The sequence below is a fragment of the Pantoea sp. GL120224-02 genome (assembly GCF_900215395.1).
GTDB classification, from domain to species: domain Bacteria; phylum Pseudomonadota; class Gammaproteobacteria; order Enterobacterales; family Enterobacteriaceae; genus Pantoea; species Pantoea communis.
This window is the reverse complement of sequence record NZ_OBEC01000003.1, coordinates 332194-357206: the sequence shown is the minus strand read 5'-3', so window position 1 is coordinate 357206 and position 25013 is coordinate 332194. Positions and strand designations below refer to the sequence as shown.

Sequence of the window (25013 nt, the reverse complement as noted above, 5' to 3'; positions counted from 1 at the left end):
TGGAGGTTATTTCTGTTCAGGCAGCGCGTATGCCAGCACATAATCGCCCACCGGCGTCTCCATAAAGTGATGCCCTGCCGCGACAATCACCAGATACTCACGTCCATTTTGCGTGTAGATCATGGGGTTGGCCTGGCCTCCTGCAGGCAGTTCCGTGCTCCACACTTCCTTACCGGTTTTCATGTCGATGGCGCGGATTAAGTCATCGGTGACTGCCGCGACAAAGATCAGGCCGCTGGATGTCACCACAGAGCCGCCATTATTCGGCGTACCAATGTTAATTGGCAATCCGGTTGGCAGACCAAACGGGCCATTGCGACGTGCGGTGCCCAGTGGACGATCCCAGATAGTGCGGCCATCACGCAGGTCAATGGCGCGGATGCCACCATATGGCGGCTCTTTACACAGCATGCCGGTGTACGGCAAGCGCCACCCCGCATTCACGTTCACCGCGTAAGGCACGCCGATTTGTGGATCGCCCGCCCCTTCCGCATGACCGGTATCGTGTGGGTTATACGGGATTTCATCGCGGGGTTTCCAGCCCATCGCATCGGCTTTCGCACGCGGCACCAGAATGTTGTAGTTCGGCATATCGTTGTAAATAGCGAATAAGGCTGGTTGAGGCAGGGGCAAACACCCATATCCTATCCCGATCAATTTTTGTCTGCGCATTTCCGCGGCAAAATCCTGCTGTTTTTGATCTGGCGCAAGATCGCTACCTCACCATCCTGTCAGCTTATTCCTTACAGGGCGCATGACGCCAAATAACAAGAGGAATGCAACATGACAGGTAAATTAGGCTTAGCGGGATTGTTACTGGTTTGGCTGGTGTATGTGGCGTGGATGGTGAGCTACTACTCTGGAACATTTTCACTTTTCACCCATTGATCTGCTCTCCATCACTGCTACAGCGATAGTCACTTCATTTTCCCAGATGGCGGCGCTCAGGTCGCCATCTGGCACACAGACCCTTTCCTGGCTCACCTAAAATTTCAGCCTGAAATCGCCACCCATTTCGCCTTCTCATGCGGCTTACATTCGTTGGTGGGCTGAATGAACTGGCGTTTGAGCCGATTAGGCAGTATCATTCAACTCATTATGTGAGCCGAATAAAGCGGCTTTATGGCTCATTAATTGAGCCTAATCACCAGACTGTTTGGCTCACTGGCAAATGATATGAGGCAATATATGTGGATATGGCAGAAACCTGATTGGCCAAGTTTTCGCTGGCAAGAGGAAAAACTCCTGCCACGATTGCGCTATCTCCAGCAGCAGCGAGGCATTTTGCTGGGCCGCGCAAGCATATCCGATAACACCGATACGCAAACGTTGAATACTTTGCTCACCAACATCCTGTCTTCCTCCGCCATTGAAGATGAGCATGTTAACGCCGAATCGGTCAGATCTTCCCTTGCGCGGCGATTAGGTGTCTCGCTGGAGCAGCCCTATCCCGTCTCCGAACGATCCGAAGGACTGGCCACCATGATGATGGATGCCATAACCCAGCGCGATACGCCACTCACGTTTGAGCGGTTATGCCAGTGGCATCAGTGGCTTTTCCCGTCGAGTGAATGGACGATTAAGCGTCTGAACGTGGGTGGTTTGCGCGGTGAGGAGCCGATGCAAGTGGTATCCGGGCGTATCGATCGCCCAACCGTGCATTTTGAAGCACCACCGCGCGACGGGCTAGAACTGCAGCTTGATGAGTTTATTCGCTGGTTTAATCACAGCCATAACGAGGTTCAACTCGATCCACTGCTGCGCGCCGCCATCTGTCATCTGTGGTTTGTCACGCTACATCCCTTTGATGATGGCAACGGCCGTATTACGCGTGCGCTGACGGATTTGGCGCTGGCACAAGCAGACAGCCAAAGCATCCGGTTATATGCCATGTCGTCATCAATTCTGACCCGTCGCACGGATTATTATCGGATTTTGCAAGAGACACAGCGTGGCGATTTGGACATCACTGCCTGGATGCTGTGGTTCCTCGATGTGCTTAATGACAGTCTGGAAGAGGCGCTGGCATCGGTCACGCGGATACAGAACAAAGCGAAATTCTGGCTGATTCATCACAATGCCCAATTGAACGCTGAGCAAAATCGCGTATTGAATCGCTTGCTCGATGGCGGAGAACAAGGGTTTGAAGACGGCATCAGCGCCAGCCAATATCAAAAAGTGGCAAAGGTCAGTAAAGCCACGGCGACGCGCCATTTGACGGAATTACTGGAGAAAGGTTGTCTGGAGAAATTACCGGGCGGTGGGCGTAGTACGCGTTATCAGATCAAGCTGTAGAGTGTAGTGAGGCAACAGGAGCGACATTCTCGCCGCTCCCAGTTCTCAGCTCTCAGCTCTCAGCTCTCAGCTCTCAGCTCTCAGCTCTCAGCTCTCAGCTCTCAGCTCTCAGCTCTCAGCTCTCAGCTCTCAGCTCTCAGCAAAGTATCAGGCAGCTTTAACCGCGCGCACTTTCTTTTCGGGTTTACCGGTGTCTGCTTCGGCAGAAGCTTCAGATTCCGCAGAGGGTTCAGATTCGACAGAAGCCTCAGTCTCGACTTCGGCTGTCGCATCTTCTTTTACCGCATCCGGTAATTTGCTGGTACGCAGGATATGCTGCACCGCATCCTTCTGCTCAGCCAGTAACATGCCTAACGCTTCAGCCTGTGCTTCACCCAGCTCAGGCTGATGCTGCTGCAGCCAGTCGGTGAAGGCGTCCGCCATATCGAGCATTTTGTCCCAGGCATCCGCGTCTTTTTTATTGGCAAACGTCATTTTTTCTTCACCCTTTCTGACAACAACATATTTGGTTTCGACTGCCATGATGCACCTCGGTTAACTGTATTTATATACAGTATATTCTAAGCAAACTTTTTTGAGCAAACATTTTCTGCTCATTAAGCCAGTAATTCTTCCAGAAACGTTGCCAGCGCTTTGCGCGGATCGTCCTCTTCTGAAACGATCATTTCGATGCCCCACTGCCCCAGCACCTCTTTGGCCACCGGATTATTGCGGTTGGTGAACAAGTAGGATTTGGGGCGCGCGGTAGCCAATCCCGTGCGGCCCCACATCTTGGTCAGCCGGTAGAATAACAGACGAATGTTAAAGTCACTGATGCTGTACCCGACAAACAACACCGAGTTGCCCATCACGTCATGCGTCAGTTTGATATCCAGCGGCGAATCGAAATAGAGGCGTTCGAAGTAGCTGCTCTCATCCAGCACAATGGACGTATCATCGTCAAAATCACCATGAAGTTTAATGATATGACGCTTGTCTTCGGTCAATGACACCAAATCCGCCGCATTCGCCACTTTGCTGTACGGCACATTGTGAGCTTCGTGCGCCATCTCCAGCCAGCGATCGTAATTGGTGGTATAGATGCGTGAGAAGTTACCTTGGGTGATCATGGTGTGAATTTCAGAGCTGCGTACGTCAATATCCGGGCGATGCCACTCACGATCCATCCAGCTGCGTAACGGACCGAGCGAACCTTTGCGCTGCTTGTAGTACTCCGCCAGCGAAAGATGTGTGCCATAAGTATTAAAGATCTTCGGATCGTAACCCAGTTCTTTGGCCAGATGCGCAATCAGCTCATGCCACTCCGGCAAACCCAGATTGCGTGAAATACCCGCGCCCGCAAACAGGATCAGTTTGCCTGCATCGTAGGCGCGTTTGAGTTCCGGTTTCATGCCAGTCCCCGTGATGTTTTTAGAAAGGTGGCGAAACGATCCAGTGCCAGGCGGCGCATGGATATTTCGTTTTTGAATTCACCCATTTCGGCGAAGGTCTGCGAATGGCCTTCTGGAATGAATACGCAGTCCCACTGAAACTCGCGCGGTCCTGCCGGTGCCGGTGCGATGGTGCCGCGCAGTTCACCCTCAAACTGGTACATTTTACGGCCATCGCAATAGCCCAGCACGGTTTTGGCGGTGACGCTTGGGGTGTCCAGCCCGCTGACCAGTTTGGTGAAGCGCTCAGCGTTCAGTCGGCTCCAGAAAATGCGCGTCAATCCGGCAGGCAATCCATTCAGCCCATCCAGATACAGGCCGGTGTGCTCAACAAACAGTGGACGCCCAATGATGGAAAAGGCTTTGGTGAGTTTGTCACGTACCAGTTCAACTTCATTTTCTGTTTGTATCTCTTCGATGCGGCGGGCAATGGGAATGACTTCGACGCCGACCGGCTCCAGGATGGTGCGCACTTCAGCCAGCTTGAGTTCATTTGCAGATAGGAAACGAATTTTCATTGCAACCCGTTATTTTAATGGGGTGTGACCATAAATGATTGTCAAGCTGAAGGTTGTCCAGCTCAGGTGATTGCGCCTTAATATCAGGATGAACTTAAGCGGCGCTCACGTTTCATTCTAACGTGCAGATTTGTCCCTGGATAGGAACAATGTTAATGTTCAGAAAATGCTTTGGCTCAGTTGACGACGTTGACTACAACCGGCCTGAAACATGAAATCGACTCATGACGGGATATCCCAAGCTATCATAATCACCTGATAAGAATGCCTTAATAGATGCCACGCCAGACACCAACGGAGTTAAGGATTAATGGGGAAATCAACGAAACAATCTGTTCGTTCTGCCTCAAATACCCTAATCAACTTTTAAACCATGATGACATAAAAATTGAGAATAGCTCATGATCTCTTATTTCAATTCTAAATATTGTATGGTTCGCAACCTCCCTTTCCTGTTTAAAGGTGATAGTCTGGAAAAGAAACTCCGCTTAACCTTACTTATTGCAGGGACATCCAGTATTATTGCCGGGCTCTGGATGGGATTATTAAATTTTTTAAATGGTCATTATGATGTCACTTGCTTGTACAGCATGAGTACAGCTTTGGGTGTATATATTACTAGTGCAGCCTTTTGTTCTGGGTTAAGGCGTAATTTGTATATCATTGTACACGCATTGCTTATCGTCATCATCGCGTTGCTATTAATCGATAATTATCACGCAACTGGGAAACATTCAGAATATAATTATTTAATTGCTTTAACGATTGGTTCTGCTTTAGTGTTACGCCAGCAGAACAATTATCTCAGTAAAATCTTTCCGATAATTTGCCTGGTTATTTATCTATTTTTCATCATGACGGGATTGACGTGGCACGATAACGCTTTTCAATTGAATATTCCAAAAGAAAAAGGCTTTTATCTTGTGAATTGTGGTGTCCCCATCGTCGCATTGCTGCTTACCGCCTTTACTTGCTGCGGTGATTATTCTGAAACCGATTTGATTAAACGCGAACTCTCAAGCGCCATTGAAAACAATGAGCTTGAACTATACTACCAGCCACAGGTTGATGTTGATAAAACACTGGTTGGCTTCGAGGCGTTACTGCGCTGGAAGCACCCTGTGAAAGGTTTTATTTCACCTGAGGTCTTTATCCCCATCGCAGAGAAAAGCGGATTGATCATCGAGATTGGAAGATGGGTGATGGAACGCGCACTGCAGCAGATGTCGGATTGGCAACGTGTTCACAATATTAGCAATTTGATGTTCTCCATTAATATAAGCCCATTACAATTGATGCATCGTGATTTTACTCAGGACACACTGTTAACACTTTCGCACCACAGAATCAGTCCGGAAAGATTAAAATTTGAAATCACGGAAACCACTTTTATTTATGATCAGAAACGCATTGGTTCGGTGATTTCGCACTTTAGTCATTTGGGCATTAAGTGGGCAATTGATGATTTTGGTGTGGGCTACTCATCGCTTAAATCGCTCAGTGATTTCGCGATTGATGATATCAAGATCGACAAATCGCTTATCATGCATATTTTTGACAACGAATCTGCCGGGATTGTGGTACATAAAACCATTGAACTGGCGCGTGAAATGGGATTGAACGTTCTGGCTGAAGGGATCGAAAGCGAAGAGTATTTCGACTACCTGCGCGACAAAGGGTGTAATCTGTTTCAGGGGTATCACTTTGCCCGTCCACTCCCTGCGGGAGAGGCTGCGCTTTGGATCCGTAAAGCCACCACGTAAGAGACTTTTGCAATGGCGGCAGCTGAGCCGCCATTATGTACAGGATTAAAGTATCACTTCGGCGATATCACGGATATCAGGCATTTACAAAAAAATTATTGATAAACAATTCCAGGCGGATTGACCTGTGACGCCTCCACGCCCTCCTCCTGTTCTCCCCAGCGTGCCAGCACTTGTTGGTACTGTCCGCTGGTTATCGCTCCATTGATCGCCTGCTGTAATGCCACATCCAGCCCATTACCTTTTTTAGTCGTCACTGCCACCCAGGCGCGGAACGGACCGTGACCGACGATTTTGGTTTGACCGCGTGACGCCACTTTCCATGCCGCCATGGCTTGTGGGCCAAATGAAGCATCGGCGCGCCCGGAGAGCAACGCCAGCGTCGCTGAGGCATCATCATTGAGATATATCGGCTGAACCGGAGCCAACCCCTGTGCACGGTTTTTCGCATCCCAACTCAGCAAAATTTTCTCCTGGTTGGTACCGGAACCGACAATGATGCGTTTACCCGCCACGTCCTCGCGCCCTTTGATCGCCGTGATTGCACTGTCCGTTTTCACGGCGAACGCATGGTTATCCGCGCGGTAAGTCGCGAAATCGAACTTCTGTTTCCGTTCTTCCGTCACCGCGATATTAAACATCGCCACATCATAACGTCCGGCGGTGAGGCCCAATGGCCAGTCTTCCCAGGCGGCAGGCACCAGCTTGAGTTTCAACCCCAAACTGTCGGCCAGCAGCCGGGCGAAATCAGGGTCGCTACCAATCAGCGTTTTATTGTCTGATGCCCACAAGCCTATTGGCGGGGAATTGGATGCGGAAGTGGCGACCGTCAAATATCCCGGCGTCACAAAATGAAATCCAGCCGGAATTTTGGCGATGGCTTGCGGGTTAGCCGGAATGTGGATTGGCGTTTCGTTGTTTTTTGCATCCAGCGTTTCTGCGGCACACAGTGGCGAGCTTAACAACCATGCGGCCAGCGCACTGACTATCACTCTCTCCATTACAGCACCCGCGCCAAAAATCGTTTCGTACGCTCATGACGCGGTTGGTTCAACACCTGGTGCGTACTGCCTTGTTCGACGATACGGCCATCAACCATAAACACCACCTGATCCGCCACTTCGCGCGCAAAACCAATCTCGTGCGTGACAATCACAAGGGTGGTGCCGGAGCGTGCCAGCTTCTTAATCACGTCCAGCACCTCACCCACCAACTCAGGATCGAGCGCCGAGGTCGGTTCATCAAACAGCATCACGCGTGGATTCAGCATCAACGCACGTGCAATCGCGATGCGCTGCTGCTGGCCACCTGACAGATGGCGCGGCCAGGCATCAGCTTTATGGCGCAATCCCACGATATCCAGCAATTCTCCCGCCCTTTCAATCGCCTCGCGTCGTGACAATTGACGATGGGCAATCGGTGCTTCAATCAGGTTGTCTAAAACCGTCAGATGGGGAAATAAATTGAAGTTCTGAAACACGTAACCGACGTTGATGCGCTGGCGCAAAATCGCCTTCTCTTTCAACTCATACAACTTGTCACCACGCCGTTGATAACCGATGTAATCGCCGTCGATTTGAATAAACCCTTCATCCACGCGTTCCAGATGATTAATGGTGCGCAGTAGCGTGGATTTCCCTGATCCTGACGGGCCAAGAATCACCGTCACCGAGCCGGGCTCCAGCTCCAGCGAGACGTCATCCAGCGCTTTGTGTTTACCAAATGACTTACTGACGCCGGTAATGCTGATGGCACCGGTAGTGTGCAGATTGCGATAATCAATGGCTTCGGACATGAGAAAGCTCCTCATTGGCGGTAGCAGAGCGATTGCGCCATTGACGCCAGCGCGACGGTTGCGGTTCACGTGTCACGCTGCGGGCCAGCCAACGTTCAACGCTGTGCTGCAGCAGTGACAATACGGTGGTGATAATCAGATACCAGGCCGCACCCACCATTAACAGCGGGATCACCTGCTGCGTGCGGTTGTAGATCATCTGGATGGTGTAGAACAGTTCCGGCATCGCCAGCACATACACCATGGAAGTCCCTTTGGCGAGGCTGATGATTTCGTTAAAGGTGGTGGGAATAATGGCGCGCAATGCCTGCGGCAGAATGATGCGGAAGGTACGACGGGACGAGGACAATCCCAGCGCCGACGCTGCCTCAAACTGACCGTGATCGACACCCAAAAATCCGCCGCGAATAATCTCCGCACTGTAGGCGCTCTGCACCAGCGTCAATCCAATCACCGCTGCCGGGAACTGCCCCAGCACATTGATGGTCTGGAAATGGCCCCACGACAGTGCCGTGAAAGGTACGCCGAGCGACAGCGTGTCGTACAGGTAGGAGAAGTTATAGAGAATAATCAGCACCACAATCAGCGGCAGCGAGCGAAATAGCCAGATGTAACCAAACGCCAGCGTGCTCAATAACCATGATGAAGAGAGCCGCGCCAGCGCCAGCAGGCCACCAAAAATCAAACTCAGCACCGTGCCAAACAACGTCAGTAACAGCGTTTGCCCCAGCCCTGTGAGAATCACCGGATCAAAAAACCAGCGGGCAAACACACGCCATTCCCAACGAGGATTAAAGGCCACCGAATCAATCACGCTGGCGAGAATAAACAGTGCGACAATCGCCCCGATGATCCTTCCTGGATAGCGTGCGGGCACCACGGTTAAATGTTTTTCCTGACTCATCTCAACTCCTTAGCTGGCCTGCGCCACGCTGTGCACATCGATCACCTTGAGGAAGCGTAAACGTCCGTCATGAGGTGGCTGACTGTAGATTTCCATATCTTCGAGTAGCGCAAACTGCGGCTGATAACCGTGGCCGATATACAGCTGAACGGCTTCCGGCTGGCGAAATCCGGTGGTCAGGAACACGCGCTGATAACCGGCACGCAACGCACGCCGTTCAAGCTCCTGCAAAATCAGCAGCGCCAATCCCTGACGGCGCAGATCGCTACGCGTCCAGATGCGTTTAAATTCCGCGGTCACCTCGTCATAAGGTTTATAGGCGCCCATGGCGATGATCTCGCCGTCACGCTCCAGCACGATAAACAGCCCACGCGGCGGCAAGTACCACTCGGTTAATTCCACCTCGTTGGAGCTTTTGAAGAAATCACCGTAACGTGCCGCATACTCGCCAAACAGACCGGTGATAATCGGCTGCAACTCAGCGGCCTCAGGATGCACTTCGCGGAAAAATTGCTGGCTCATGCAGCCTCCTTAGTCGCCAAGACCGGCCGGGTTGATTTCAGAGCGATCCAGACGCTCCACGCCTTCACCCCAACGGTTCAGCACCTTGTCGTAATCACCGTTCTTGATCACGCCGTTGAGCGCGGTGTTAATCGGCTGCACCAGACCGTTGTCTTTTTTTACCGTCACCGCGATATGAGCGGCTTTCGGCCAACCTCCATCCACGCTGCCCACCAGTTTGGTTTGATGAGTTAACGCGGCTTTCCACGCGCCAATCACATTCGGACCGAAGTAGGCATCGGCGCGACCGGACTGCAGCGCCAGCGTTTGCGCAGCATCATCTTTGGTGTAAACCGGGGTGAAAGGCTTTAGTCCTTTCGCCTGATTCTCTTTGTCCCACGCCAGCAGGATCGCTTCCTGGTTGGTGCCGGAACCCACAATGATGCGCAGCCCGGCGATGTCTTCGGCTTTGTTCAGGGACTTAATCTGGCTGCTGGATTTCACGTAGAAACCCAGGGAATCTTTGCGATAGGTGGCGAAATCGAAGCGCTCTTTACGCTCTTTGGTCACGGTGACATTGGTAATCGCCGCGTCATATTTGCCGGAAGCCACGCCCAGCGGCCAGTCTTCCCACGAGGTCGGCACCACATTGAGTTTCAATCCCAGGCTGTCGGCCACCAGACGGGCGATATCCACTTCGCTGCCGAGCAGGGTTTTGTTGTCATCACTAAATACGGTTAATGGCGGGGAGTTCAGTGCGGCCACCGCCACGGTAAATGAGCCTGGCACGGCAAACTTATGTCCGGCCGGAATTTGCGCCACCGCAGCGGGATTTTCCGCAGTGTTCACTGGTGTTTTATTGGCTTCGATGCTGATCTGCTGACCGTTCACCGCCACGTCTTCAGCCAAAGCCGCACTGCTTAGACTCAGCAACATCAGCGCAATAAGGGATTTTTTCTGCATAGCGTGTTTTCTCTTTAATTTATTGTTGTGTGAACTGATTAACCGGGTCTTTCAGACCGAAGCTGGCACGCAGCGTGGTGCCAGGATATTCGCTGCGGGTCAGGCCGCGCGCTTGCAGGAGGGGGATGACGCGATCGACAAAGCGTTCGAAAGTATCCGGCGTGCCGCCCTGAATAATGAAGCCATCGGTGGCCTCGGTTTCAAACCACAGCTGTAATCCATCCGCCACCTCTTCTGGCGTGCCAAAGAACAGCGGACGCGGCGTGGCCGCTTCCAGTGCGGCCTGACGCAGTGTGTGACCGTGCGCTTGCGCCCTACGTTTGATTTCATCGGTGGTGCTGCGGAAGCTGTTCTGGCCGATATCGCCAATATCCGGGAAAGGCTCATCAAGCGGGTATTGCGAGAAGTCGTGGTGATCGAAGAAGCGACCGAGGTAGTTCAATGCATCTTTGATGGAAACCAGTGCGGCGGTAGTTTGGTACTGACGCTCAACGTCTTCGGCATCATCGCCAACGATTACGCCAACGCCCTGGAAGATATGCAGATCCTGCGGCTCACGTCCGTTCGCCACCAGCTGCTTTTTCACATCTTTATAGAAAGCTTGCGCCTCTTCGCGCGTCGGCTGATGGGTGAAAATGGCATCGGCGTGGCGCGCTGCAAGTTTCTTCCCATCCTCTGACGCACCGGCCTGAAACACGATCGGGCGTCCCTGCGGCGTGCGTTCGATGTTCAGTGGCCCCTGCACCTGGAAGAAATCACCGTGGTGATTAAGGGTATGAAGTTTGGCGGCATCGAAGAACTGACCGCTCTCTTTGTTCCGCACAAAAGCATCGCTTTCCCACGAATCCCACAGCCCTTTCACCACCTGCAAATACTCATCGGCGATGCGATAGCGCAGCGCGTGCTCCGGGTGCTGCTGGCGCGAAAAGTTTTTCGCCGATCCTTCCAAAGGCGAGGTCACCACGTTCCAGCCTGCACGCCCGCCGCTAAGGTGATCGAGGCTGGCAAACTGACGCGCGACGGTGAAAGGTTCGCTGTAAGAGGTGGAGACCGTGCCGACCAATCCTAAATGCTCAGTCACCCCCGCCAGCGCCGACAGCAGCGTCAGCGGTTCGAAGCGATTGAGAAAATGGGGAATGGATTTTTCATTGATAAACAAACCATCGGCGACAAACAGAAAATCCAGCTTGCCAGCTTCCGCCTTGCGCGCGATGTGTTTTGCATAGTCAAAATTGATGCTGGCATTAGCCTGCGCCGCCGGATGACGCCAGGCGGACATATTGCCGGATGCGCCATGCAGAATGGTGCCGAGTCGCAGTTTTCTTGCAGTCATAGTGTTCTCTCTTTTCCATGGCATAGCCTGACGGCGACGGTTTCGTCGCCATACAAAGCGGAGGATATTGGGTTAAATGGGCTAACTCAGAATTGCGTCACGACATCGTGCATTGAGATGCTGCAAGGCCTGCTGCGCCAGTTGGGTGAAATAGTGCGCGGCAGGCGCGATCAGTGCTTCATCGGGGTTGAAACCGCCGTGATGCAGACCAAATTCACTGGCGCTGCCAATGCTGACAAACGCGCCGGGGATCTGTTGTAAGTAATACGCAAAATCTTCGCCGCCGAGGTGCAGTTCTGCGGTTTGCACCCGATACCCCACCTGCTGAGCAATCTCACTGGCAAACTGCGCCCAGCGTGCATCGTTTTCTAACACCGGCGGACCTGGATGCCAGCTGAAGGTCGCGGTCGCACCGTTTGCCACAGCAATCTGCTCGACAATCTGACGCGCGCGTTGTTCCAGCTGCGCCCGCACCTGCTTGTCATGGGTGCGCACAGTGCCGCCAAACTCAGCTTCTCTCGGTAGAGTGTTGCCAGATTGACCGGCATCGATGCGCGTCACGCTCAACACCAGGCTATCAAGAGTGTTAAAACTGCGGCTGGTGAGTGATTGCAGAGCCTGAATGATCTGACTGGCCACCAGGATGGCATCCACGCCCTGTTCAGGGCTGGCGACGCGCACCACAAACTTATCGGCATTGGCATAAAACGCCCCGCCGCGCGTGGCGAAAGCACCCGTCGGTAAGCCTGGTTCGTTGTGCATACCGAAGATTGCCTGCACATCTTGCAGCACGCCGGCTTGAATAAACTTGCGCGCACCGGTGGCATTTTCTTCGGCTGGCTGGAACAGAATACGGATGCTCCCCGGCAGTTGATCTTCCAGCGCATGCAGTTGCAGCGCCGCGCCCAGCATCACCGCGCTGTGCACATCATGGCCGCAGGCGTGCATCACACCCGCATTACGCGAGCGGTAGGCGAGGCCAGTGGCTTCATGAATCGGCAGGGCATCAATATCAGCTCGCAACGCGATCAGCGTTTCACCCTGACCCACTTCCACCACCAGACCGGTTTCCAGCGGATAATCGAGCAACCGCAAGCCAGCGTCCTGTAGCCAGCGGCGCAAACGCGCCGTGGTTTCTACTTCATATCCAGACAGCTCAGGCCAGCTGTGCAGCTCGCGTCGCCAGTCAATCAGTTGCTGTTCGCTTGTGTGAGTCATGGTTATCTCCGAATTACGCCGCAACCAGTCGATGCGTTGCCAGCAGTTCGAGAGATTTCACTCGCGCCTGCTCCTCAGCAATCGGGGTATCAATCACGAACTCCTCAATGCCGAAATTCTGATGCAAGGCGTCCAGTTTGGCGTGCACCTGCGCAGCGGTGCCTTTCAGCAACGATGGCGTGCGCGGCTCAATGACATAATCGGTATAACCGCCCTGACGCACGTAGCGTTCGGCTTGCTCAACGCTGCCCACGTTGACACTCGGGCCATCTTTCACACTGACGTGATAGACGCGCAAATTATCCACCAGCAAATCAGCTTCAGCCGGTGAATCGGCGACCACCACTTGCACGGCCACCAGCGCCTGCTTGCCGTTGCTGTATTGGCGATAGCTGTTCAAAACCTGCTCCATCAACAGCGGATCGCCGTTGTGATGTGCAGCAAATACCAGCTGCCAGCCCAGTTCTGCTGCCAGCCTGGCACTTTGTTCGCTGGCACCCAGCAGGAATCGGTTTGCCGGACGTGGCGGCTGCGGCGTGGCGCGCAGGATCTCTTCATCTCCGACCGGTGGGACATTAAGCCAGCTATCCAGCAGTGACAGTTGTTCAGCAAAGTTGCCCTTCTCGTCCTGATGAATACCTTGCTGTAAGGCGCGGGTGGAGAGCGGTAAGCCACCTGGCGCTTTACCCACACCGAGATCGATACGGCCTGGCGCGAGCGAGGCTAACAGATTGAAATTTTCGGCAACTTTGTAAGGACTGTAGTGTTGCAACATCACGCCACCAGAGCCGACGCGAATATGCTGCGTCTGGCCAATGATCCAGGCGATCAGCAATTCAGGAGAGGGGCTCGCCAGACGGTCAGTGTTGTGATGCTCTGCCAGCCAGAAGCGGTGATAGCCCCAGGCCTCAGCCTGCTGCGCCAGCTGTAATGTGCGATGCAGGGCATGCGAAGCGCTCTCTCCATCGGCAATCGGCGATTTATCTAACAAGCTCAGTCGATATGACATACGCCAAATCCTTTTCCTCAATGATGATGGCGAGCAGTGTGTGATGGCGCGGGTAATGGGTAAAACATATTATTGTCGTATGCATTTTTAATTAATGCATATTGAGATATCACGAGATAAAAAAAGTGAAATAGTAGAGGTAAAACAGAATGTTATTTAATTATCAATGATAATTAATGTTGTTAACTGCACATCAGAAACTAATTGGGAATGGTTTGCAAAAATGAATATAAGCCTATACAAAATGTATTTTGAAGGTAATTAAATGGCGTGAACCGCACCGGTTTGAATACCGGCACGGTGACATTATTATCTCAGCCACATTCACTTAGCTGATGCGAATGCTTACGCCGTTTTAGCGGCCTCGTATTCTTCATCACTGACTTTCTCCAGCCACTCAACCACCTTGCCGTTTTCAGCTTCAGCGATGGCAATGTGCGACATGCTGTTTTCTGGTGCGGCACCATGCCAATGTTTTACGCCTGCCGGGATCCACACAATATCGCCCGGACGGATATCACGTGCTTCACCGCCCCACTCCTGCACACGCCCCAGACCTGCTGTCACAATCAGCGTTTGCCCGAGCGGATGGGTATGCCATGCCGTGCGCGCGGAAGGTTCAAAGGTCACCGTTGCGCCGCCGATACGTGCAGGTTCGCTTCCCTGAAACGGCGCATCAATACGCACCGTACCGGTGAAATATTCTGAGTTGCCTTTAACCGAAGGTTTTTCACCACTTTGCCAGACAGTGATCATCGATGTGTTCTCCTTTGCAGAAACAGCTGAGACAGATAACGCCAGTATGAGGGCAACAGCCATTCTCATTATGTGGGCTCCGTGCTTCAGGTTCGGGTTGTGACCGCTCTGGAACGGGCGGTCACATTGATAGCAGCTAAGAGTGTAGGATCACGCGGATTGATTGATAAGGTAGTCAAATCAGGATGGGTTTATGAACAAAATTCACTAATGGGCGTAATGCTTTAATTAGCCCTGATAGCGCACGGCGTCGATCAGCTTTGAAAACGCTGCCGTATGTTGCTTGCGGCTAGGATAATACAAATAGTAACCACTAAAAGGTTCGCACCAGTCTATCAGCACACACTGCAACAAACCTTCATCGATATATTTCCGTACGGAATCTTCAGGCGCATACAAAATCCCCATACCGCTGAGTGCCGCTTCAATGCGCGAACTGAGGTTATTGAAAATAAGCTGGCCTTCCACTTTGACGCGAATCTCTTTTTTATCTTTGGTGAACTCCCAGTTATACAATCCACCCAGTGTCGGCAAGCGCATATTGATGCAGTTGTGATGCTGCAATTCATACGGCGTTTCAGGAATACCGTGATGTTTAAAATACTCGGGGGTCGCAACCACCAGCATTCTCCAGTCAGGGCCGATGCGCACCGCCACCATATCCTTTTCCACCTGCTCGCCTAATCTCACCCCGGCATCGAAACGCCCGCTCACAATATCGGTCAGGGTGTTATCGACGGAGAGTTCAATGTTCACGTCAGGGTATTGTTGAAGATAGTGTTTAATTAATGGCCACAGGGTGGAGTGCAGCGCATGTTCACCGGCGGTAATCCGGATATTGCCCGAGGTGCGCGTCTGATGTTCGGTCAATGCCACCAGCGCTTTTTCAATATCTGACATCAAGGGCGCGATATTCTGGATAAGTTGTTCACCGGCTTCGGTCGGTGCCACGCTGCGGGTGGTGCGCGTCAACAGCCGCGTTTTAAGGCGCTCTTCAAGGCCGCGCATCGCATGGCTTAACGCGGATTGAGAGACACCCAATTTGGCGGCGGCACGGGTAAAACTGCGTTCCCGGGCGACCATCACCAGATACACCAGATCGCTGAAATTTTCTCTTAGCATCGCCTACTCACATCTCTTTCCGGGTTCAATAACACGCTCAAAAACACGAAGAATTCGGGCTGCTGTAGCACGAACATATCGTTTCCCTGTCCTCAACTCTTACTCAATGTGTAAGTAAACACCCGGCCATTCTTGGTTTGCACGGTAAGTGTCTTGCCTGCGGTAGTATCCAGCGTACGGGCTTCGCTGTATTTCCACATCATAAGGCGTTGCCCTTCCGGATAAGGGGATTCAGAATCAGGCGGCCCAAACATATTAATTAACTCGGCTCTGGTGGTTTTACCGGTCTGTATTTTCTGAATGTTCGCACTATCGAAATTATGCCCGACGGAGCTTGAGCACGCTGACAGCATAAACATTAAACCCGGGATCCAATATGCTCTCATTAAACTCCCCCCTCATGCTGTAAGCCATAAATATAAAACCTCTACATTATAGAGAGTTAACGCCACTTTTAATCGGCGAAGAATCTTAATTATTTCCCACAAGTCCATTCATTTTATTTTTTTCGCAAAAGCTTAGTGCAATTCCTTGGTTCTCCTCGCGGGTGCGGCATTTGATGATGAAATCGGCCCGCCGGGCTATTGAATCATAAGGAATTCACCATGAGTAAGCATTTTCACTTGCAGGCATTAAGCTTAGCCCTGCTGACAGGGATATTTAGCGCACACGCGGCGGACACTCCGGTCAAGGGAGGTACGCTGGTGTATCTTGAACAGCAGCCACATACCAACCTCTACCCGCCTGCCGGTGGTTTCTACCCCAACGGCGGTATCCTCAACCAGATCACCGATAAGCTGACGTGGCAGAATCCAAAGACGCTGCAGGTTGAACCCTGGGTTGCGGAAAGCTGGAGCAGCAACACCGATAAAACCGAATATACCTTTAAAATTCGTCCGGGCGTCACCTTCTCCGATGGCACGCCGCTAGATGCCAACGCGGTGGCCAAAAACTTTGATACCTACGGCCTCGGCAATAAAGCCCTGCGCTTGCCAGTTTCAGAAGTGATCAATAACTACGACCACAGTGAAGTCATCGATCCGCTGACGGTGAAGTTCTATTTCAAGAAACCCTCTCCGGGATTTTTACAGGGCACCGCGACCATCGGATCTGGCTTAGTTTCTCTAAGCACTTTGCAACGAAGCTTCGATCAACTGGGTGACGCACGCCATATTATTGGCTCCGGTCCGTTTGTGGTCAGTGATGAAAAACTCGGGCGTGAAGTCGATCTCACCGCGCGTAAAGATTATCAGTGGGGGCCGAAAAATATCGCCCAGCAAGGCCCGGCCAATCTCGATGGCATCAAAATTATCGTCACGCCGGAAGATAGCGTGCGCATCGGCGCATTGTTGGCGGGCCAGGCAGACTTTATCCGCCAGGTCCAGGCCTATGACGAAAAACAGGCGCAGCAGCAAAACTTCCCGATTTATGCCGCACCCACACGCGGTGTAAACGACAGCATCAGCTTCCGTCCTGACAATGCGCTGGTCAGTGATCTGAAGGTGCGCCGGGCGCTGTTGCACGCTACCAACGCGCAGCAAGTGGTGCAGACACTGTTCTCGCCTAACTATCCGCAGGCCACGTCGGTTATTGCCCATTCTGCAGCCGGTTACGTCAACCTCGCCGACAAGCTGAAGTACGATCCCGCCCTGGCAAAACAGCTGCTTGATGAAGCAGGCTGGAAGGTCGGTAGCGATGGGATTCGTGAGAAAGAAGATAAAAAGCTCGCCCTCGCCATCTACGAATCCCTGCCACAGCCGCAGAACAAAGAAGTGCTGCAACTGGTGGCACAGCAGTGGCGTCAGGTGGGCGTCGCCTTAGCGGTGAAAGCGGGCGATGCGGGCAGCGCCACGCTGGATAATCTCGATCCGCTGAAAACGCCGCTCAACGTCACGGAAGTCGGCCGTGCCGATCCGGATGTGATCAAAAGCAGTTTCTACCCCACCAACCGTAACGCGCTGCTGCAAAAAGGCGGCTCCAGCGACAAGGTGCAAAACTTCCGCGACGACAAGCTGAATGCACTGCTGGTGGATATCTCGGCGGAAGTGGATCCGGCTAAACGTCTGGCTCTGACCGGCGATGTCCAACGCTATCTGCTCGATCAGGCTTACGTGATCCCGATCTTCGAAGAGCCGCAAGTGTTCGCGGGTGCTCCCTGGTTCAAAGGCGTGAGCTTTGAAGCGGTGGGTCGTCCTTCGTTCTACGGCGCGTGGCTGGAAAAACACTAAGGCAGGCTGATGATGCAACGTTCTCTGCTGCGAAGAGTGGGTCAAAGCGTGCTGGTATTATGGGCCGCGTTTACCCTGTCGTTCTTGCTGCTGCAGGTGCTGCCGGGCGATGCGGTGCTGATTAAATTCCAGAACCCGGATCTGGGCTTGAGCCCGGATCAGATCGCTGAGATGCGGCTGGCTTATGGCGCGGATAATCCACTGTGGCAGCAATATTTCCATACGCTGCTGGCGATGCTGCACGGTGATTTTGGCTATTCAGTACAGGCTGGCGTGTCAGTGAGCGATCTGTTGATCAGCAACCTGCCCGCCACCCTGCAGCTGGCCGTGCTGGGTTTTGCGCTGGCCACGCTGCTGGCCTTTGCGCTGGCGGCACTGTCTCGATTGCCCGCACTGCGTCTGCTGCGTTCGTTGCTGCAATCCGTTCCTGCGCTGTTTATCTCGCTGCCCACCTTCTGGCTCGGCATCGCGTTAATACAGCTGTTCTCGTTTCAGTTGCGCTGGATACCGGTGATCAACCCGTCGCCATTGCAGGGTTTAATCCTGCCGGTGATCACGGTGGCGATCCCGATCTCCGCGCCGCTGGCACAAATCCTGCTGCGCAGTATTGACCAGATTTCAACGCAGCCTTATGTGGCGGTGGCACGAGCCAAAGGCGCCAGCGCCAATCGCGTGCTGTGGCGACACGTAATGCGCAATGCGCTGCTGCCGGTGCTCAACGTGGCCGGTCTGCTGCTGGGCGAGTTGATCGCCGGCGCGCTGATCACCGAAACCGTATTTGGTCTCAGCGGTATCGGCCAACTGACGCAGCAGGCGGTCAATAATCAGGATGTCGCGGTGTTACAGGCGGTGGTGATGATCTCTGCGCTGGCCTTTGTCCTGATCAATCTGCTGGTCGATGTGCTGATGCCACTGTTCGATCCCCGTTTGCAACCTATCGCCGGAGGAAGCCGATGAGTCTCGTCGATTACGCTACCGCTCGCCAACGCGACGCCACCCCACGTACCCAACGCAGCTGGCAGATTCAGCCCGGACTCTGGCTGGCCTGGGCGGTGATGCTGCTGGCGCTATTAGCGGCATTCGCGCCGGGGTTATTGACCCATTACAGCCCGACCCAAGGGGTGCCCGGCGCGCAACGTTTAGCGCCGCAGGCCGCGTATTGGCTCGGGACCGATCAGCTCGGCCGCGATCTGTTTACCCGTATTGTTTACGGTGCTTCACAGTCACTGTCCGCCGCCTTTGCCGCCGTGGCGATGGGTCTGATTGGCGGCACCACGCTGGGTGTATTGGCGGGCGCGGTAGGCGGGCATACGGAAAACACCCTGATGCGCCTGGTTGACGTGCTGCTGTCGATTCCCTCATTGCTGCTGTCACTCAGCGTACTGAATCTGCTGGGATTTGGCACAGTGCATGCCGCGCTGGCCGTGGGGATTGCCTCCATCGCCAGTTTTGCCCGCCTTGCACGTGGTGAAGTGGTGCGTGTGCGGCGCAGCGAATATGTCGAAGCGGCCTACGGCAGCGGCGGCAGCTTTTGGCAGGTGCTGTGGCGACACATTTTACCCAACTCGCTGACGGCGGTGATTGCCTTTGCCGCACTGCAGTTTGGTCAGGCGATTCTGGCACTCTCCACCCTCAGTTTCCTGGGCTATGGCACACCGCCACCTACACCAGAATGGGGATTACTGATTGCTGAAGGGCGTAACTACCTGGCCACCGCCTGGTGGCTCACCACTTTCCCCGGCATCGTGGTGGTGGCCGTGGTGCTGGCGGCGAATCGCATTAGCCAACAAATCGGCGGAGGTGGCGCATGAGTGAATTACTCGCAATAGAGAATCTTTCCCTTAGCTATCAACAGCGCGGGCAGTGGCGTGAAGTGGTGCACAATGTGAGCTTCACCTTGCAGGCAGGTGAAATGGTGGCATTAGTCGGCGAATCCGGCTCCGGTAAAACCACCACCGCACAGGCGATTATTGGCCTGCTGGCCGAAAATGGTCGCCGCGACAGCGGCAAGATCGTATTAAACGGCACCGACATTGCCGACTGGTCAGCTAAACGCATGGACAGCCTGCGCGGCGTCAGTATCAGTCTGGTGCCACAGGATCCCGGCAACTCACTCAACCCGGTGAAAACCATCGGCGATCAGGTGGGTGAAATGCTGCAACTGCATCAGAAAATCAGCAAGTCTGAGCGCCAGCAGCGTGTACTGGAACTGCTGGAAAAAGTCGGGTTGAGCCATCCGCAACAGCGACTGACGCAGTATCCGCATCAGCTTTCTGGCGGCATGAAGCAGCGGGTATTGATTGCGATCGCCCTCGCCTTGCGACCGCAAATTATCATCGCGGATGAGCCCACCAGCGCGCTGGATGTCACGGTGCAGAAACGCATTCTGGATCTGCTGGATGTGCTGCGCCGTGAGTCGGGCACTGCGGTGTTGTTTGTCACGCACGATCTGGCGCTGGCGGCAGAACGCGCCGACCGGTTGCTGGTATTCCGTCACGGCGAGATTCAGGAACAAGGGCCAGCCGCTCAGGTGTTTAATGCGCCACAGCACCCTTACACGCGCCAGCTGCTGCAAGATGCTTCACCGGACCACACGGCGCTGGCGATTTCACCTGAAGCAAAGTTTTCGACACCCGCGATCCAGCTTTCAGCCATCAACAAGCAGTTCTCACTCGGTAAACAGCAGCAGTTACAGGTCGCCAGACAGGTCAGCCTGACAGTGCCACGCGGCACCACGCACGCACTGGTCGGTGAATCCGGCTCCGGTAAAACCACGCTGGCGCGCATTCTGCTGGGATTTGAACAGGCTGACAGCGGACGCGTGGTGATTGACGGCATTGATGCCAGTGCGCTGCGCGGTGAAGCGCTGCGCCAACTCCGACGCAAAATCCAGTTCGTGTATCAGAATCCGTTTGCATCACTGGATCCGCGCCAGACGCTGTTTGCCATTATCGAAGAACCGCTGCGTAATTTCGAAAAACTCAGTGCCGATGTGCGTCGCCAGCGGGTTGAAGCTGTAGCTGAGCGAGTGGCACTGCCGCTGGAATTGCTAACCCGTAAACCGCGTGAACTCTCCGGAGGTCAACGTCAGCGCGTGGCGATTGCGCGCGCACTGATCCTGCAACCGGCGATACTGGTGCTGGATGAAGCCACCTCGGCACTGGATGTCACCGTACAGACGCAAATCCTGCAGTTGTTGCAACAGCTGCAACAGGAACTGGGATTAACCTATCTGTTTATCACCCACGATCTCGCTACGGTGCGCCGCATTGCGCACAGCGTGACCGTACTGAAGGCGGGCGAAGTGGTTGAGCAAGGTGACACTGTCACCTTATTTAACGCACCTCAGCATACTTATACCCGTGCACTGATTGACGCCATCCCTGCTATCCGTCCGCTGATTAAGGAGTCTGCATGACGCGTAAACGCATTGGCTTTTTCACCCGCCTGCTGGATGAGGTATCGGCGCAAGAGCGCTATCGCCTCGCCACCGAACAGATCCAGCACGCTGAACGTTTAGGATTCGACAGCGCCTGGATCGCTCAGCATCATTTCCATGAGAAGGAAGGCGGTCTGCCTGCGCCACTGGTCTTCCTCGCCCACGTGGCCGCTCACACCCGCACGATCCGTCTTGGCACTGGCATTATTACGCTGGCGATGGAAAACGCGTTGCGCGTGGCAGAGGATGCCGCCGTATTAGACCTGCTCAGTCATGAGCGGCTGGAAGTCGGATTGGGATCGGGCGGCACAAAAACCTCTTTCTTGCCCTTTGGCTTGACCATCGATCAACGCGCCAGCGTGTTTGCCGACCAGCTGCACACGCTGCTTAGCGCCTGGCGTGGCGATACCCTCGCGCACCCGGATAATCATCTCTACCCGCCCGCGCCAACATTGGCACAGCGCGTGTGGATCGCCACATTCTCGGTTGAGGGTGCCGCGCGAGCCGGCGCCGCTGGCCATGGCTTGATGTTGTCACGCACGCAACCGCGTCCGCCAGGCCAGCCTGATTTGCCGCTGGAGGCGATACAAAATCCAATGATCGATGCCTATCTGGCCGCGTTACCGGCCGGTATTGCACCGCGCATACTCGCCTCGCGCACCGCGTTTGTTGCCGATTCAAATGACTATGCGCGTCGTCTCGCAGAGCCAGGATTGCGGCGCCAGGCTGAGCAGTTTCAGGCTGCTGGCCACGTCATCACTGGCCATACGCTGGAAAGCCATGCGCGGCAGCTTTATGCGCACTTTGGCGATGCACCTTCCGTCCTGGCGTCATTGCGCGCCGACTCAACCTTGCAACGTGTCACCGATATCACCTTCCAGGTGCACTCAATCGATCCGCCACACGCCGACATCCTGCGTTCAATTGAATTAATCGCTGATCACATCGCCCCTGAGCTACGTGCTCTGGAACAGGCTTAACAGGAGAAAATGATGTCTCAACCCGTTGATTTACTGGCCGCCTTAGCGGATATCGATCCCGCATCGCAACTCGCGTTAGCACGCAACGAGCGCCACGCAGCCACTCAGCACACACAAGGGAGCTATGAGGTGCTGTTTGGTGAAGATGATGCGGATCTCCCGCTGCAATGGCGGTTTGCCTTAGCCGCGCAGGTCGCCGACTGGCACGGCGCCACCCGCTTACAGGCGCATTATCAGCAACAGGTGAACAACAAGGCACATGACGCTCGCTTTGCGGCCGGTCACGCCTTTGCCGAACTGCTCAGCTTGCACCCGGTGGATGCAGCGCCCAAACACATTCAAAACCTGCAAAGCGCTGGCTGGGCACCGCGTGGCATCGTCACCCTCGCACAGTTAATCGCCTTTGTGAGCTTCCAGAGTCGTTTACTGACCGGTTTACGCCTGCTCAACGGCGAGCAGAGTGACGCGCAAGCGCACGCCGTGGCTGGCAAGTGGCACGATGCACCGTTGACGTTGAGTGGCCAAAACGCCCTCACCGCCTTTACCCAGCAAGAGTTAGGCTGGGAACCCTGGCTGGCAGCCAAACCGCTCAACGAATTTACCGCCGATGAACAGGCTACGTTGAAGAAAAACGGCCACAGCGACTCCGATTACTTCCGCCTGCTGGCACGTCATCTGCCGCTGCTGGAACAGCGAACGCTGACCGACAAAGGCATCTTTTACACCGCTGGAGGATTGCCGCGTGCCGAGCGTGAACTGGCGGCCACCGTGGTCAGTAAAGTGAATGGCTGCATCTTCTGCGCCTCGGTCCACGCGCGTAAAGCCAGCCAGTTATCAAAAGACGATGCGGCAGTGCAAAAGCTGCTGAATGTTGCACCGGGCGCAGAGTTGGCACACGGCCAGTCACCACGCTGGGCCGCGATGATTGACCTGGTCGCCACGCTTTCCATCACTCCCGCTGCCGCCAGCCTGCAACAGGTGCAGACATTACGCGATCAGGGCTTCACCACGCTGGAACTGCTTGATGTGATCCAGTCCGCTGCTTTCTTTGCCTGGGCAAACCGTTTGATGTTGACGCTGGGCGAGCCTTTTTTACCTGAACACTCACAAGGATGACCATGACCGGGCAAACCCACTCCGCGCAGCGTTTTCACATCACCCTGACCGGTAAAGGCGCGCATGCCGCACGGCCACATGAAGGCATTGATGTGATTGTGATCGGCAGCCATATCGTTTCTGCGCTCTATGCACTCCCCAGTCGTCATCGCCAATGGACGCTGGGTATTACGCGCTTAACGGCCGGTAACAGCTGGAATGTGCTGCCTCAGAAAGCGAAGATCGAGGGCATCGTCCGCAGTCAGGATCAGCACACCGATACGCAAATCACCACCCTGATTGCCGGCATTGCCGCCGGTTTTGGCGCGGAAACGCACGTCAACTGGCAGCCACTGTCAGCATCCGAACCGGACGCGTCAGCATGGGCGCGGTGACCATGAGAGCAAGGAGGAAAGCGATGGCGATTTCGGTACCGATTCCCCGTCTGGATCACGTGGTGATCAACGTGGCCGATCAGTTAGATGAGGCCAGTGCGCTGTTTCGTCGGTTGGGGTTTCAGCTCACCGAACGCGGCCATCATTCGCTCGGATCCAGTAACCATCTGGCCGTGTTTGGTGATAACTATCTTGAGCTGCTCGGCTTCGAGCCGGGGCGCGCCAGTTTACGTCAGGATGTGTGGCAGTCACCGATTGGCCTGAGCGGGTTGGTGTGGAAGACCGACGATGCCGATGCGGTATGGCGTTATCTTGAGAGCCAGGATATTGATGGCGCTGTGCCTGCCAGCTTCTTCCGTCCGGTACAGTTGCCGGATGGCAATGAGGATCAGGCACGTTTCCGCACCGTGCAGTTACGACCGGCGCTGGTGCCGAATGGGCGCAGTTTCTTCTGCCAGCACGAGACCCCACACGCGGTATGGCAGGATGCATGGCGTCAGCATCCGAATGGCGTGACTGATATTGTCGAATTTGTGGTGGTGGCGCAGGATCCTGCGGCGGCAGCACAACCTTACAGTCGGTTGTTTGGGGCTAATGCGCTCACCGCCTGCCAGCAAGGTGCCTTCGTATTAAAAGCCGGCGTGGCGACCGTGCGCTTCGCGGCTGCCGGCTATGTCACACAACGTTTCGCCGGATTACCACCCGATTACAACGGCAGTGCACGCATGGCGGCGTTAAGCTTGCGCAGTATGGATCTGCGCAAGGTAAAAGCCAGTTTGCTGCTGGGCGATATCCCGTTCCACGAAGAGGAATCCGCGCTTATCGTCAGCGCTGAGCATGCTTTTGGCGTGGCGCTGCGGTTTCAGCAGTCAGCTTGAGCTTTGCGGGCGGCCCATGGGCCGCACCTCTTAAATAGCGCTCTTGAGCTGTGATCGCGGCTAACCCTGGTATCAGAAGATCTTTATCCATTGCCCCTTTATGCCATTTCGTCACTTCCCTAAGGTTCTGTTAATCTTTTAACGTCAATATGCCCTCACTAACATGAGGGTATGAATGATATGAAATCGTTTTTGTTTTTTCAGTTTGATGAATGGATTGCCATATTGATGAGTGTTTTTACCATTACAGCCTTTTTTATTATTTGGTTTTCAACCTAACAACATCAATGAATTTTATCACTGGGCATTTTAACATCACTCATGCATTTAATCATTCCATCGTAGATATTAATAACTCCTTTTAAAAGCTTGTTTAATTTATAACGCCAAT

The 25013-nt window shown here is 54.0% G+C and carries 24 protein-coding genes; 10 read left to right on the top strand and 14 right to left on the bottom strand.

What is annotated here, in order from left to right; all coding sequences use genetic code 11:
- Nucleotides 1–6 precede the first annotated feature (6 nt).
- On the bottom strand, nucleotides 7–633 hold the full coding sequence (locus CRO33_RS08725; RefSeq protein WP_237448841.1) for an outer membrane protein assembly factor BamB family protein: 627 nt from the start codon (nucleotides 631–633) through the stop codon (nucleotides 7–9).
- A gap of 555 nt (nucleotides 634–1188) precedes the next feature.
- Between CRO33_RS08725 and CRO33_RS08720 the strand changes: the two genes are divergently transcribed.
- On the top strand, nucleotides 1189–2295 hold the full coding sequence (locus CRO33_RS08720; protein WP_097117857.1) for a Fic family protein: 1107 nt from the start codon (nucleotides 1189–1191) through the stop codon (nucleotides 2293–2295).
- Between the two features lie 147 nt (nucleotides 2296–2442).
- Here CRO33_RS08720 and CRO33_RS08715 read toward each other — a convergent pair whose 3' ends face one another.
- From CRO33_RS08715 to CRO33_RS08705, 3 genes are all read right to left on the bottom strand, one after another.
- Complete coding sequence (locus CRO33_RS08715; RefSeq protein ID WP_097117856.1) at nucleotides 2443–2817, bottom strand: YebG family protein; 375 nt, start codon at nucleotides 2815–2817, stop codon at nucleotides 2443–2445.
- 74 nt (nucleotides 2818–2891) lie between these two features.
- Nucleotides 2892–3686, bottom strand: coding sequence for an SIR2 family protein (locus tag CRO33_RS08710; protein WP_034829783.1), 795 nt, complete (start codon nucleotides 3684–3686; stop codon nucleotides 2892–2894).
- A complete protein-coding gene (locus tag CRO33_RS08705; protein ID WP_097117855.1) occupies nucleotides 3683–4243 on the bottom strand; it encodes a non-canonical purine NTP pyrophosphatase in 561 nt (186 codons plus the stop codon). The genes CRO33_RS08710 and CRO33_RS08705 overlap by 4 nt, the downstream gene beginning before the upstream one ends.
- Before the next feature lie 401 nt (nucleotides 4244–4644).
- Here CRO33_RS08705 and CRO33_RS08700 point away from each other — a divergent pair, with 401 nt between their 5' ends.
- Nucleotides 4645–6006 carry a putative bifunctional diguanylate cyclase/phosphodiesterase gene (locus tag CRO33_RS08700; protein ID WP_097117854.1) on the top strand — a complete coding sequence of 454 codons (1362 nt, stop codon included), beginning with the start codon at nucleotides 4645–4647 and terminating at the stop codon, nucleotides 6004–6006.
- A gap of 95 nt (nucleotides 6007–6101) precedes the next feature.
- Here the strand turns inward: CRO33_RS08700 and CRO33_RS08695 are convergent, their stop codons facing one another.
- The 10 genes from CRO33_RS08695 to CRO33_RS08650 all read right to left on the bottom strand — a co-directional run bounded on the left by CRO33_RS08695 (nucleotide 6102) and on the right by CRO33_RS08650 (nucleotide 15607).
- On the bottom strand, nucleotides 6102–7007 hold the full coding sequence (locus CRO33_RS08695; protein WP_097117853.1) for an ABC transporter substrate-binding protein: 906 nt from the start codon (nucleotides 7005–7007) through the stop codon (nucleotides 6102–6104).
- Complete coding sequence (locus CRO33_RS08690) at nucleotides 7007–7801, bottom strand: amino acid ABC transporter ATP-binding protein (protein ID WP_058962363.1); 795 nt, start codon at nucleotides 7799–7801, stop codon at nucleotides 7007–7009. The genes CRO33_RS08695 and CRO33_RS08690 overlap by 1 nt, the downstream gene beginning before the upstream one ends.
- Nucleotides 7785–8705, bottom strand: coding sequence for an amino acid ABC transporter permease (locus CRO33_RS08685; RefSeq protein WP_097117852.1), 921 nt, complete (start codon nucleotides 8703–8705; stop codon nucleotides 7785–7787). The genes CRO33_RS08690 and CRO33_RS08685 overlap by 17 nt, the downstream gene beginning before the upstream one ends.
- A 9-nt stretch (nucleotides 8706–8714) precedes the next feature.
- Nucleotides 8715–9227, bottom strand: a complete 513-nt coding sequence (locus CRO33_RS08680) for a GNAT family N-acetyltransferase (RefSeq protein ID WP_097117851.1) — start codon at nucleotides 9225–9227, stop codon at nucleotides 8715–8717.
- 9 nt (nucleotides 9228–9236) lie between these two features.
- Nucleotides 9237–10169, bottom strand: coding sequence for an ABC transporter substrate-binding protein (locus CRO33_RS08675; RefSeq protein WP_097117850.1), 933 nt, complete (start codon nucleotides 10167–10169; stop codon nucleotides 9237–9239).
- Nucleotides 10170–10188: 19 nt separating this feature from the next.
- Nucleotides 10189–11502 carry an LLM class flavin-dependent oxidoreductase gene (locus CRO33_RS08670; protein ID WP_097117849.1) on the bottom strand — a complete coding sequence of 438 codons (1314 nt, stop codon included), beginning with the start codon at nucleotides 11500–11502 and terminating at the stop codon, nucleotides 10189–10191.
- A gap of 81 nt (nucleotides 11503–11583) precedes the next feature.
- Complete coding sequence (locus CRO33_RS08665; protein ID WP_097117848.1) at nucleotides 11584–12720, bottom strand: amidohydrolase; 1137 nt, start codon at nucleotides 12718–12720, stop codon at nucleotides 11584–11586.
- 13 nt (nucleotides 12721–12733) lie between these two features.
- The gene (locus tag CRO33_RS08660; RefSeq protein WP_097117847.1) at nucleotides 12734–13729 is read right to left on the bottom strand and encodes an MsnO8 family LLM class oxidoreductase; all 996 of its coding nucleotides are present in this window, start codon (nucleotides 13727–13729) and stop codon (nucleotides 12734–12736) included.
- Nucleotides 13730–14074: 345 nt separating this feature from the next.
- Nucleotides 14075–14554: a (R)-mandelonitrile lyase gene (locus tag CRO33_RS08655; RefSeq protein WP_097117846.1), complete on the bottom strand. Its 480-nt coding sequence runs from the start codon at nucleotides 14552–14554 to the stop codon at nucleotides 14075–14077.
- Between the two features lie 159 nt (nucleotides 14555–14713).
- Nucleotides 14714–15607, bottom strand: coding sequence for a LysR family transcriptional regulator (locus CRO33_RS08650; protein WP_097117845.1), 894 nt, complete (start codon nucleotides 15605–15607; stop codon nucleotides 14714–14716).
- Between the two features lie 605 nt (nucleotides 15608–16212).
- Here CRO33_RS08650 and CRO33_RS08640 point away from each other — a divergent pair.
- Genes CRO33_RS08640 through CRO33_RS08605 form a run of 8 tightly spaced genes read left to right on the top strand, consistent with a single transcriptional unit; the run spans nucleotide 16213 to nucleotide 24622 of the window.
- A complete protein-coding gene (locus tag CRO33_RS08640) occupies nucleotides 16213–17835 on the top strand; it encodes a TIGR04028 family ABC transporter substrate-binding protein (RefSeq protein ID WP_097117843.1) in 1623 nt (540 codons plus the stop codon).
- 12 nt (nucleotides 17836–17847) lie between these two features.
- Nucleotides 17848–18792 (top strand): ABC transporter permease, encoded by a 945-nt coding sequence (locus CRO33_RS08635; protein WP_176505748.1) that lies wholly within the window; start codon nucleotides 17848–17850, stop codon nucleotides 18790–18792.
- Nucleotides 18789–19646, top strand: coding sequence for an ABC transporter permease (locus CRO33_RS08630; protein ID WP_097117841.1), 858 nt, complete (start codon nucleotides 18789–18791; stop codon nucleotides 19644–19646). The genes CRO33_RS08635 and CRO33_RS08630 overlap by 4 nt, the downstream gene beginning before the upstream one ends.
- Nucleotides 19643–21253, top strand: a complete 1611-nt coding sequence (locus CRO33_RS08625; protein ID WP_097117840.1) for a dipeptide ABC transporter ATP-binding protein — start codon at nucleotides 19643–19645, stop codon at nucleotides 21251–21253. The genes CRO33_RS08630 and CRO33_RS08625 overlap by 4 nt, the downstream gene beginning before the upstream one ends.
- On the top strand, nucleotides 21250–22254 hold the full coding sequence (locus CRO33_RS08620; protein WP_097117839.1) for a putative FMN-dependent luciferase-like monooxygenase: 1005 nt from the start codon (nucleotides 21250–21252) through the stop codon (nucleotides 22252–22254). Before CRO33_RS08625 ends, CRO33_RS08620 begins: the two co-directional genes overlap by 4 nt.
- 12 nt (nucleotides 22255–22266) lie before the next feature.
- Nucleotides 22267–23370, top strand: a complete 1104-nt coding sequence (locus tag CRO33_RS08615; protein ID WP_097117838.1) for an alkylhydroperoxidase domain protein — start codon at nucleotides 22267–22269, stop codon at nucleotides 23368–23370.
- 2 nt (nucleotides 23371–23372) lie between these two features.
- Entirely contained in the window at nucleotides 23373–23744 is a 372-nt protein-coding gene (locus tag CRO33_RS08610; RefSeq protein ID WP_255253257.1) for a peptidase dimerization domain-containing protein, read from the top strand.
- A gap of 23 nt (nucleotides 23745–23767) precedes the next feature.
- Nucleotides 23768–24622 (top strand): VOC family protein, encoded by an 855-nt coding sequence (locus CRO33_RS08605; RefSeq protein ID WP_097117836.1) that lies wholly within the window; start codon nucleotides 23768–23770, stop codon nucleotides 24620–24622.
- Nucleotides 24623–25013 lie beyond the last annotated feature (391 nt).

Coding starts and splice junctions, on each gene's coding strand:
- CRO33_RS08720 (WP_097117857.1), top strand. CDS start 1,189: ATGTGGATATGGCAGAAACCTGATTGGCCAAGTTTTCGCTGGCAAGAG.
- CRO33_RS08715 (WP_097117856.1), bottom strand. CDS start 2,817: ATGGCAGTCGAAACCAAATATGTTGTTGTCAGAAAGGGTGAAGAAAAA.
- CRO33_RS08710 (WP_034829783.1), bottom strand. CDS start 3,686: ATGAAACCGGAACTCAAACGCGCCTACGATGCAGGCAAACTGATCCTG.
- CRO33_RS08705 (WP_097117855.1), bottom strand. CDS start 4,243: ATGAAAATTCGTTTCCTATCTGCAAATGAACTCAAGCTGGCTGAAGTG.
- CRO33_RS08700 (WP_097117854.1), top strand. CDS start 4,645: ATGATCTCTTATTTCAATTCTAAATATTGTATGGTTCGCAACCTCCCT.
- CRO33_RS08695 (WP_097117853.1), bottom strand. CDS start 7,007: ATGGAGAGAGTGATAGTCAGTGCGCTGGCCGCATGGTTGTTAAGCTCG.
- CRO33_RS08690 (WP_058962363.1), bottom strand. CDS start 7,801: ATGTCCGAAGCCATTGATTATCGCAATCTGCACACTACCGGTGCCATC.
- CRO33_RS08685 (WP_097117852.1), bottom strand. CDS start 8,705: ATGAGTCAGGAAAAACATTTAACCGTGGTGCCCGCACGCTATCCAGGA.
- CRO33_RS08680 (WP_097117851.1), bottom strand. CDS start 9,227: ATGAGCCAGCAATTTTTCCGCGAAGTGCATCCTGAGGCCGCTGAGTTG.
- CRO33_RS08675 (WP_097117850.1), bottom strand. CDS start 10,169: ATGCAGAAAAAATCCCTTATTGCGCTGATGTTGCTGAGTCTAAGCAGT.
- CRO33_RS08670 (WP_097117849.1), bottom strand. CDS start 11,502: ATGACTGCAAGAAAACTGCGACTCGGCACCATTCTGCATGGCGCATCC.
- CRO33_RS08665 (WP_097117848.1), bottom strand. CDS start 12,720: ATGACTCACACAAGCGAACAGCAACTGATTGACTGGCGACGCGAGCTG.
- CRO33_RS08660 (WP_097117847.1), bottom strand. CDS start 13,729: ATGTCATATCGACTGAGCTTGTTAGATAAATCGCCGATTGCCGATGGA.
- CRO33_RS08655 (WP_097117846.1), bottom strand. CDS start 14,554: ATGAGAATGGCTGTTGCCCTCATACTGGCGTTATCTGTCTCAGCTGTT.
- CRO33_RS08650 (WP_097117845.1), bottom strand. CDS start 15,607: ATGCTAAGAGAAAATTTCAGCGATCTGGTGTATCTGGTGATGGTCGCC.
- CRO33_RS08640 (WP_097117843.1), top strand. CDS start 16,213: ATGAGTAAGCATTTTCACTTGCAGGCATTAAGCTTAGCCCTGCTGACA.
- CRO33_RS08635 (WP_176505748.1), top strand. CDS start 17,848: ATGCAACGTTCTCTGCTGCGAAGAGTGGGTCAAAGCGTGCTGGTATTA.
- CRO33_RS08630 (WP_097117841.1), top strand. CDS start 18,789: ATGAGTCTCGTCGATTACGCTACCGCTCGCCAACGCGACGCCACCCCA.
- CRO33_RS08625 (WP_097117840.1), top strand. CDS start 19,643: ATGAGTGAATTACTCGCAATAGAGAATCTTTCCCTTAGCTATCAACAG.
- CRO33_RS08620 (WP_097117839.1), top strand. CDS start 21,250: ATGACGCGTAAACGCATTGGCTTTTTCACCCGCCTGCTGGATGAGGTA.
- CRO33_RS08615 (WP_097117838.1), top strand. CDS start 22,267: ATGTCTCAACCCGTTGATTTACTGGCCGCCTTAGCGGATATCGATCCC.
- CRO33_RS08610 (WP_255253257.1), top strand. CDS start 23,373: ATGACCGGGCAAACCCACTCCGCGCAGCGTTTTCACATCACCCTGACC.
- CRO33_RS08605 (WP_097117836.1), top strand. CDS start 23,768: ATGGCGATTTCGGTACCGATTCCCCGTCTGGATCACGTGGTGATCAAC.